General features: G+C 62.7%; 8 protein-coding genes. 6 read left to right on the top strand and 2 right to left on the bottom strand.

Going from position 1 to position 8,405, the window contains the following annotated elements; translation table 11 throughout:
- The first annotated feature begins 137 nt into the window (after positions 1-137).
- From exbB to ACP7EW_RS17530, 6 genes are all read left to right on the top strand, one after another.
- Positions 138-1,106, top strand: a complete 969-nt coding sequence (gene exbB / locus ACP7EW_RS17505; protein WP_033901123.1) for a tonB-system energizer ExbB — start codon at positions 138-140, stop codon at positions 1,104-1,106.
- Between the two features lie 6 nt (positions 1,107-1,112).
- Entirely contained in the window at positions 1,113-1,538 is a 426-nt protein-coding gene (gene exbD / locus ACP7EW_RS17510; RefSeq protein WP_003195519.1) for a TonB system transport protein ExbD, read from the top strand.
- Entirely contained in the window at positions 1,535-2,284 is a 750-nt protein-coding gene (locus tag ACP7EW_RS17515; RefSeq protein ID WP_016975935.1) for a TonB family protein, read from the top strand. Before exbD ends, ACP7EW_RS17515 begins: the two co-directional genes overlap by 4 nt.
- A gap of 142 nt (positions 2,285-2,426) precedes the next feature.
- Positions 2,427-3,347 carry a hydrogen peroxide-inducible genes activator gene (locus tag ACP7EW_RS17520; RefSeq protein ID WP_016975936.1) on the top strand — a complete coding sequence of 307 codons (921 nt, stop codon included), beginning with the start codon at positions 2,427-2,429 and terminating at the stop codon, positions 3,345-3,347.
- Positions 3,348-3,355: 8 nt separating this feature from the next.
- The gene (gene recG / locus ACP7EW_RS17525) at positions 3,356-5,431 is read left to right on the top strand and encodes an ATP-dependent DNA helicase RecG (protein WP_426218569.1); all 2,076 of its coding nucleotides are present in this window, start codon (positions 3,356-3,358) and stop codon (positions 5,429-5,431) included.
- Between the two features lie 77 nt (positions 5,432-5,508).
- On the top strand, positions 5,509-6,909 hold the full coding sequence (locus ACP7EW_RS17530) for an aminoacyl-tRNA deacylase and HDOD domain-containing protein (RefSeq protein ID WP_426127086.1): 1,401 nt from the start codon (positions 5,509-5,511) through the stop codon (positions 6,907-6,909).
- Between the two features lie 49 nt (positions 6,910-6,958).
- On the opposite strand, the gene ACP7EW_RS17535 is transcribed toward ACP7EW_RS17530, so the two are convergent.
- Positions 6,959-7,339: a helicase gene (locus ACP7EW_RS17535; RefSeq protein ID WP_426218571.1), complete on the bottom strand. Its 381-nt coding sequence runs from the start codon at positions 7,337-7,339 to the stop codon at positions 6,959-6,961.
- Between the two features lie 124 nt (positions 7,340-7,463).
- A complete protein-coding gene (tagQ, locus tag ACP7EW_RS17540) occupies positions 7,464-8,387 on the bottom strand; it encodes a type VI secretion system-associated lipoprotein TagQ (RefSeq protein WP_038843504.1) in 924 nt (307 codons plus the stop codon).
- Between the last annotated feature and the right edge of the window lie 18 nt (positions 8,388-8,405).

Genomic DNA, 8,405 nt, shown 5'->3' on the forward strand with positions numbered 1-8,405 from the left:
GCCAGAAAAAGCACAAATAAAGTTACTGTATTACTTCTGTTAACAAGAATTACTTGCAATAATAACCGCCCATTTGTCCTCGACCCTCTGGGTCTGGAAGGACGATCACTCATTTTTTTCTCTCAGGTCCGGCCAGCATGACACGTAATACAACCCCCGCTTCGCCAACCAAGCTTCACAGCCCGTCCCGCGCCTGGCGCGCGATTGCTGCGCTGCTGTTCAGCGTACTGCTGGCACCGACCGCCGCATTCGCTGATGCCACCGCACCCGCTACCCCGGCTGCCGCCGAGCAAAACGCCGCGGCACCGGCCGCAGCGCCCGCCGCCGCCGACCCGGCACTGGCAGCTGACCCAGCCGCCGACGACACCGGTGTGGTGCTGGAAGAAGACAACACCCTGGGCATGGCCCATGACCTGTCGCCGTGGGGCATGTACCAGAATGCTGACGTGGTGGTGAAAGCCGTGATGATCGGCCTGGCCATCGCCTCGATCATCACCTGGACCATCTGGATCGCCAAGGGCTTCGAGCTGCTGGGTGCCAAACGTCGTCTGCGCACTGAAATCGTCCACCTGAAAAAGGCCACCACCCTCAAGGAAGCCAGCGAAAGCGCGACCAAGAAGGGCACCCTGGCCAATACCCTGGTGCACGACGCGCTGGAAGAAATGCGCCTGTCCGCCAACACCCGCGAAAAAGAAGGCATCAAGGAACGTGTTGCCTTCCGCCTGGAGCGCCTGGTGGCGGCCTGCGGTCGTAACATGAGCAGCGGCACCGGCGTGCTGGCAACCATCGGTTCCACCGCGCCGTTCGTCGGCCTGTTCGGTACCGTGTGGGGCATCATGAACAGCTTCATCGGCATCGCCAAAACCCAGACCACCAACCTTGCCGTCGTTGCCCCTGGCATCGCCGAAGCCCTGCTGGCGACCGCCCTGGGCCTGGTTGCCGCGATTCCTGCGGTGGTGATCTACAACGTCTTCGCCCGTTCGATTGCCGGCTACAAGGCCCAGGTTTCGGACGCGTCGGCAGAAGTCCTGCTGCTGGTCAGTCGCGACCTCGATCACCTGCCTACCGAGCGCAGCTCGCAACCGCACATGGTGAAAGTGGGGTAATCGGCCATGGGCCTGCATTTGAATCAAGGCGACGACGAACTCGTCGAGAACCACGAAATCAACGTCACGCCGTTTATCGACGTGATGCTGGTGCTGCTGATCATCTTCATGGTGGCGGCACCGTTGGCGACCGTGGACATCAAGGTTGACCTGCCCGCGTCCAGCGCAAAACCTGCGCCACGGCCAGAGAAACCGATCTTCCTCAGCGTCAAGGCGGACCAACGCCTGTTCCTGGGCGAAGAAGAAGTCAAAGCTGAAACCCTGGGGCCGGTGCTCGACGCCAAGACCCAAGGCAAGAAAGACACGACGATCTTCTTCCAGGCTGACAAGGGCGTGGACTACGGCGACCTGATGAGCGTGATGGATGCCCTGCGGGCAGCCGGCTACCTCAAGGTCGGCCTGGTCGGACTTGAGACGGCAGCCAAGAAATGATCACGACGCGCCACAAACTGACGCGTTATGGCACCAGCCTCGCCGTCGTACTGGGCGTGCATGCCGTCGCGATCGCTATCGCGCTACATTGGTCCGCGCCGCGCACGGTGCAGCTGCCACCGGCTGCCATGGTCATCGACCTGGCACCGATGCCAGCCCCGCCGCCGCCAGCGCCGCCCAAGGTGGTAACGCCGCCGCAACCGCCTGCACCGGTGGAAGAGCTGCCCCTGCCGAAACTGGCCGAGGCGCCCAAGCCAACGATCCAGGTGCCCAAGCCGGTCAAGCCCAAGCCTAAACCGCAGCCGCCAAAACCGGTGGAGAAGAAGATCGAGCCGCCCAAGGAGAAACCCTCCGAGGATCCGCCGAGCGACGCTCCGCCGACCCAGGCACCGGCTGAAAAATCGGCCCAGCCTGTTCCAGGCCCGTCTCCGCAGCAGATCGCAGCGAAGGCTTCCTGGGAAGGCACCCTGCTGGCGCACCTGCAGAAGTACAAGAAATACCCGCCAGGCGCCCAGGCCCGTGGCAAGGAAGGTTTGAACCGCCTGAAGTTCGTGGTGGATGCCGAAGGCAACGTGCTGTCCTACGAGTTGGTGGGCCGCTCCGGCAACGCCGACCTGGACCGCGCCACCCTGGACATGATCCGTCGTGCCCAGCCGCTGCCCAAGCCGCCGGCGGACATGCTCAAAGGCGGCAGCATCGAGATCGTTGCACCGTTCGTGTACAACATCGAGAAGCGTCGTCGCTGAAAATGATGGTGGTGAGGGGCAACCCTCACCACCTTCAGCAAAATCTGCAGAACTCCCCGCTCAATCCCCAGCAAAGTTCTGATAACGTGCGTCTATCGATTGCAGCCGGTATGCTTGGCCCGCAACCTCATGGACGCCCGCTATGACTCTTACAGAATTACGCTACATCGTTACCCTCGCCCAAGAGCAGCACTTCGGCCACGCGGCCGAGCGTTGCCATGTCAGCCAGCCGACGCTGTCGGTGGGCGTGAAAAAGCTTGAAGACGAACTCGGTGTGCTGATTTTCGAGCGCAGCAAGAGCGCCGTGCGCCTGACGCCTGTGGGCGAAGGCATTGTGGCCCAGGCCCAGAAGGTGCTGGAGCAAGCGCAGAGCATTCGCGAACTGGCCCAGGCCGGCAAGAACCAGCTGACTGCACCGCTGAAAGTGGGCGCCATCTACACCGTCGGCCCTTACCTGTTCCCGCATCTGATCCCGCAACTGCACCGCGTCGCGCCGCAGATGCCGCTGTATATCGAAGAAAACTTCACCCACGTGCTGCGCGACAAACTGCGCAACGGTGAGCTGGACGCGATCATCATCGCCCTGCCGTTCAACGAGGCGGACGTGCTGACACTGCCGCTGTACGACGAGCCGTTCTACGTGCTGATGCCCGCTTCCCACCCGTGGACGCAAAAAGACACCATCGACGCCGGCCTGCTCAACGACAAGAGCCTGTTGCTGCTCGGCGAAGGCCACTGCTTCCGCGACCAGGTTCTGGAAGCCTGCCCGACCCTGACCAAGGGCAACGACGGCGCCAAGCACACCACCGTGGAATCCAGTTCCTTGGAAACCATTCGCCACATGGTCGCGTCCGGCCTGGGTATTTCGATCCTGCCGCTGTCGGCAGTGGACAGCCATCACTACGCCCCTGGCGTGATCGAAGTGCGCCCACTGACACCGCCAGTACCATTCCGCACCGTGGCGATCGCCTGGCGCGCCAGCTTCCCACGGCCCAAAGCCATTGAGATTCTGGCCGATTCGATCCGCCTGTGCTCGGTGGCCAAGCCGACGGCTGCGAGCTAAGCAACGGTATGACTGAGCTGTCGCAGGTGTCGGTGACGGCACTCAAGGGTGTCGGTGAAGCCATGGCCGAGAAGTTGGCCAAGGTCGGCCTGGAAAACCTCCAGGATGTGTTGTTCCACCTGCCCCTGCGCTATCAGGACCGCACCCGCGTGGTGCCCATCGGCCAGTTGCGCCCTGGGCAAGATGCGGTGGTCGAAGGCACCGTCAGCGGCGCTGATGTGGTGATGGGCAAGCGTCGCAGCCTGGTGGTGCGTCTGCAGGACGGCACCGGTGGCCTGAGCCTGCGCTTCTACCATTTCAGCAACGCGCAGAAAGAAGGGCTCAAGCGCGGCACTCGCGTGCGCTGCTACGGCGAAGCGCGGCCCGGCGCGTCGGGTCTTGAGATTTATCACCCGGAATACCGCGCAATCACCGGCGATGAACCGCCGCCAGTCGACACCACGCTCACACCGATCTACCCGCTCACCGAAGGCCTGACCCAGCAACGCCTGCGCCAGCTGTGCATGCAGACGCTGACGATGCTCGGCCCGAAAAGCCTGCCCGACTGGCTGCCGCTGGAGCTGGCCCGCGACTATCAGCTGGCGTCGCTGGACGACGCGATTCGCTACTTGCATCACCCGCCCGCAGATGCCGATGTCGACGAGCTGGCACTGGGTCATCACTGGGCCCAGCATCGCCTGGCGTTTGAAGAACTGCTGACCCACCAACTGTCCCAGCAACGCCTGCGCGAGAGCATGCGCTCCCTGCGCGCACCGGCCATGCCCAAGGCCACGCGTTTGCCTGCGCAGTACCTGGCCAACCTGGGCTTTACGCCGACCGGTGCCCAGCAACGCGTCGGCAACGAAATCGCCTACGACTTAAGCCAACAGGAACCCATGCTGCGCCTGATCCAAGGCGATGTGGGCGCGGGCAAGACCGTGGTCGCCGCCCTCGCCGCCCTGCAAGCATTGGAAGCCGGTTACCAGGTGGCGTTGATGGCGCCCACCGAGATTCTTGCCGAGCAGCACTTCATCACCTTCAAGCGCTGGCTCGAACCGCTGGGCCTGGAAGTGGCGTGGCTGGCCGGTAAGCTCAAGGGCAAGGTGCGCGCAGCGGCACTCGAACAGATTGCCGGCGGCGCTCCCATGGTAGTGGGCACCCACGCGCTGTTTCAGGATGAAGTGCAATTCAAGAATTTGGCCCTGGTGATCATCGACGAACAGCACCGCTTCGGCGTGCAACAGCGCCTGGCCCTGCGCCAGAAAGGCGTGGGTGGACGCATGAACCCGCACCAGTTGATCATGACCGCCACGCCGATCCCGCGCACCCTGGCGATGAGCGCCTACGCCGACCTCGACACCTCGATCCTCGACGAACTGCCACCCGGCCGGACACCGGTCAACACCGTGCTGGTCACCGACACCCGACGTGTCGAAGTGATCGAGCGCGTACGCGGCGCCTGCGCCGAAGGGCGCCAGGCGTACTGGGTGTGCACGCTGATTGAAGAGTCCGAAGAGCTGACGTGCCAGGCCGCCGAGACTACTTTTGAAGACCTCACCAGTGCTCTGGGCGAGCTTAAGGTCGGACTGATCCATGGCCGCATGAAGCCCGCAGAAAAAGCCGCCGTGATGGCCGAATTCAAAGCCGGCAACCTGCAACTGTTGGTGGCAACCACGGTGATCGAGGTCGGTGTGGACGTACCCAACGCCAGCTTGATGATTATCGAGAACCCCGAGCGCCTGGGCCTGGCGCAACTGCACCAGTTGCGCGGCCGGGTCGGCCGGGGCAGCGCCGCCAGCCATTGTGTGCTGCTCTACCACCCGCCGCTGTCGCAGATCGGCCGCCAACGCCTGGGCATCATGCGCGAAACCAACGACGGGTTTGTCATCGCCGAAAAAGACCTGGAGCTGCGTGGCCCCGGCGAAATGCTCGGTACGCGCCAGACCGGCCTGCTGCAATTCAAGGTCGCCGACCTGATGCGCGACGCTGACCTGCTGCCGGCCGTGCGCGATGCGGCGCAAGCGTTGCTCGAACGTTGGCCGGATCATGTCAGCCCGTTGCTGGATCGCTGGCTACGCCATGGGCAGCAATACGGCCAAGTGTGACGCCTGACTCACTTAGTCGACCAACAGTTGTATCAAGCTGGTTATACTTCGTGGACTGTAAGAAATTGGATCAGGCCATGTCAGAAGTTGCCCTCGCCACAGCCCCACTGACCGCCCCGCCGGTCATTCGGGCTCTGCTCGCAAAACTCGCCATCCCCTACACGGAAGTCACCGACCTACCGGGCCTGAATCCTGCGCGAAAGGTCCAGGCCGTGCTGTTGGAAGACGCGGTGGGCGCACTGATGGTGCTGTTCCCGCAGAACCAGTTGCTCGACCTCAACCGCCTCGCCGAACTTACCGGTCGCCGCCTCACGGCGGTGTCACCGGACCGCGTCGAACGCATGCTGGGCAAGCACGAACTCAGCCTGCTGCCGGGCCTGCCGCCGCTCACCAGTTCCCCATGCCTGTATGAAGGCAGCCTGCTCAACGAGCCGAGCCTGCTGGTGCATTCGGGTGAAGCAGGTCTGTTGCTGGAGATCTCCAGCGACGCCTTCAAGACGATGCTCACCAAGGCCAGCGCCGGCCACTTCGGCGAGCCGTTGAGCAACATCCGCCCCAACCTCGACCGCCCCAATGATGACCGCGAGGAAATCACCCAGGCGATGCAGGCATTCACCGCCCGCCGTATCCAGCAACGCCTGGAAGCGACCATCGAGATTCCTCCGCTGGCCGACACGGCGCAGAAGATCATCAAGCTGCGCGTCGACCCCAACGCCACCATCGATGACATCACCGGCGTCGTCGAAACCGATCCCGCCCTGGCTGCGCAAGTCGTGAGCTGGGCCGCGTCGCCCTACTACGCATCGCCGGGCAAGATCCGCTCCGTGGAAGACGCCATCGTGCGCGTGCTGGGCTTCGACCTGGTGATCAACCTGGCGCTGGGCCTGGCCCTGGGCAAGACCTTGAGCCTGCCCAAGGACCACCCGCACCAGTCCACGCCGTACTGGCACCAGTCGATCTACACCGCCGCCGTGATCGAAGGCCTGACCCGCGCCATGCCGCGCGCCCAGCGCCCGGAAGCCGGCCTGACCTACCTCGCCGGTCTGCTGCACAACTTCGGTTACCTGCTGCTGGCTCACGTGTTCCCGCCGCACTTTTCGCTGATCTGCCGTCACCTGGAGGTCAACCCGCACCTGTGCCACAGCTATGTCGAGCAACACTTGCTGGGTATCAGCCGCGAGCAGATCGGTGCTTGGCTGATGCGCTACTGGGACATGCCGGATGAGTTATCCACCGCGCTGCGCTTCCAGCATGATCCGACCTACGATGGTCAGTACGCGGAGTATCCAAACCTGGTGTGCCTGGCGGTGCGCTTGTTGCGCAGCCGTGGGATTGGCTCCGGGCCGGATGAAGCAATTCCGGATGCGCTGCTTGAGCGTCTGGGGCTGACGCGGGACAAGGCTGAGGAAGTGGTGGGCAAAGTGCTGGATGCCGAGGTGTTGTTGCGCGAATTGGCTTCGCAGTTCAGTCAGGCTTAACGGCAGCTGCAAGCTTCAAGCTGTGAGCTTCAAGCTTGCAGCTTGGGGCTCATCGCTTGGCGCGGCGCTTGCGCCCCAAATACTTGGTCAACCCCTGGAACCAGATCACCAGCGCCGGGTTGCCCTTGATCTGGATCGACTTGTCCTGAATCCCCGTCATGAACGCCAATTGCTTGTTCTTCGCCTGCATCGTGGCGAAGCCGTAGGCGGCATCTTTGAAGGCGATGGCGAACGCCGGCGACGGGTGAACACCCGAGCGGCTGGTGATGCGCTGGTCTTTGACGATGAAGTGACGGGCAACCTTGCCGTCGAGGGTCTGCAACTGGAACGCCAGGTCTTTATCGCCCAACTGTTGCTGGAAGGCAGGATTGGTGCGGCTGGCTTTGCCCATCATCAGGCCCAGCACCCACAGGAGAAGACGAAATTTCATGCACACGGCCTCGGTGTAATTATTGAGTGGCCGCAGCAGTTTAACGATTTGCAAAAAGAACGCCACCGATCTTGCGCATTAGCGGAAGATCGGCTGGCGTTTGACGCTTATAGCAGCATATTGCTTAAACGTTCGGGCAAGGCACTGGTGCCCAGTCGGCCAGGTTAGGATCGCGGCAGGTGCCTTCGATCTGCGCCTTACCGGCGCTGGCAACCTGCTTGCTTTCAGCTTGCTTGGCCTGCACGGTCTGGATGCTCTTCTCGGTGGTCACCGCTTCTTTCGGCACAACCGGCAGGTCCTTCTTCTTCGCGACTTTCACCGGTTTCTTACCTTTGGCCGGCGCAACAACTGGTGCGGTGTCCGCTTGGGCCACGGTCACCACGTCATTACGCTGCACACCCACTTGTTGCAGATCTTTTTCGTAGGCCTGGGTGTAGTTGTTCAGGTCTTCGCTGGCTTTGCCGTTGACCGCGACGATCAGGTCATTGGATTCCTTCAGTCCGGACACGATTTCCGCCAGGCGCTTGCGGCCTTCGGTGTCGTTGACGGTCTTGGCCTTGCGGTCAGCCACCAGCTTGGTGAATGCGCTCTGGTAGCACTGCTGCGACGCTTTGGCGTAGGCGGTGCTGCGGTCGATGTCGGAGGCGCTTTTGTTGAAATCGGTGGAGTAGGAGGCAATGCGCTGGTTGTCATCGCTGATTTGCTTCTGACGCTCGGTGTAGTAACCCGCCGCGCCGCCGGCCAATGCGCCACCCGCAGCACCGATGGCGGCGTTACGGCCACGCTTGTCGGAGTCGCCGGTCAGGGCGCCCAGCAGGGCACCGCCAGCGGCGCCAATGGCTGCGCCGGTCACGACCGACTTGGTCATGTCCGAATCGGTCGCGCGCAGGTGCTGCACCGGCTCGTAGCAGTTCGGGTAGTACTCGACCTTGGTGCTTGACGCGACCTTGGAGGCCGGCGACGTGGCGCAACCAGTCAACACAGTGCTGAAACCGGCCGCGATCAGCAGCAAGTGACGCTTGGAAACCGCCTTACGGGAAAAAAGCATAGGTGTGTTCTCGTTTAA

The sequence above is a fragment of the Pseudomonas sp. DWRC2-2 genome (assembly GCF_049897885.1).
Taxonomy (GTDB): domain Bacteria; phylum Pseudomonadota; class Gammaproteobacteria; order Pseudomonadales; family Pseudomonadaceae; genus Aquipseudomonas; species Aquipseudomonas azotoformans_A.

Excerpts from the sequence above, each read along its gene's own strand:
- exbD (WP_003195519.1), top strand. The coding sequence starts at position 1,113 with ATGGGCCTGCATTTGAATCAAGGCGACGACGAACTCGTCGAGAACCAC.
- ACP7EW_RS17535 (WP_426218571.1), bottom strand. The coding sequence starts at position 7,339 with ATGAAATTTCGTCTTCTCCTGTGGGTGCTGGGCCTGATGATGGGCAAA.
- ACP7EW_RS17520 (WP_016975936.1), top strand. The coding sequence starts at position 2,427 with ATGACTCTTACAGAATTACGCTACATCGTTACCCTCGCCCAAGAGCAG.
- tagQ (WP_038843504.1), bottom strand. The coding sequence starts at position 8,387 with ATGCTTTTTTCCCGTAAGGCGGTTTCCAAGCGTCACTTGCTGCTGATC.
- ACP7EW_RS17530 (WP_426127086.1), top strand. The coding sequence starts at position 5,509 with ATGTCAGAAGTTGCCCTCGCCACAGCCCCACTGACCGCCCCGCCGGTC.
- ACP7EW_RS17515 (WP_016975935.1), top strand. The coding sequence starts at position 1,535 with ATGATCACGACGCGCCACAAACTGACGCGTTATGGCACCAGCCTCGCC.
- recG (WP_426218569.1), top strand. The coding sequence starts at position 3,356 with ATGACTGAGCTGTCGCAGGTGTCGGTGACGGCACTCAAGGGTGTCGGT.
- exbB (WP_033901123.1), top strand. The coding sequence starts at position 138 with ATGACACGTAATACAACCCCCGCTTCGCCAACCAAGCTTCACAGCCCG.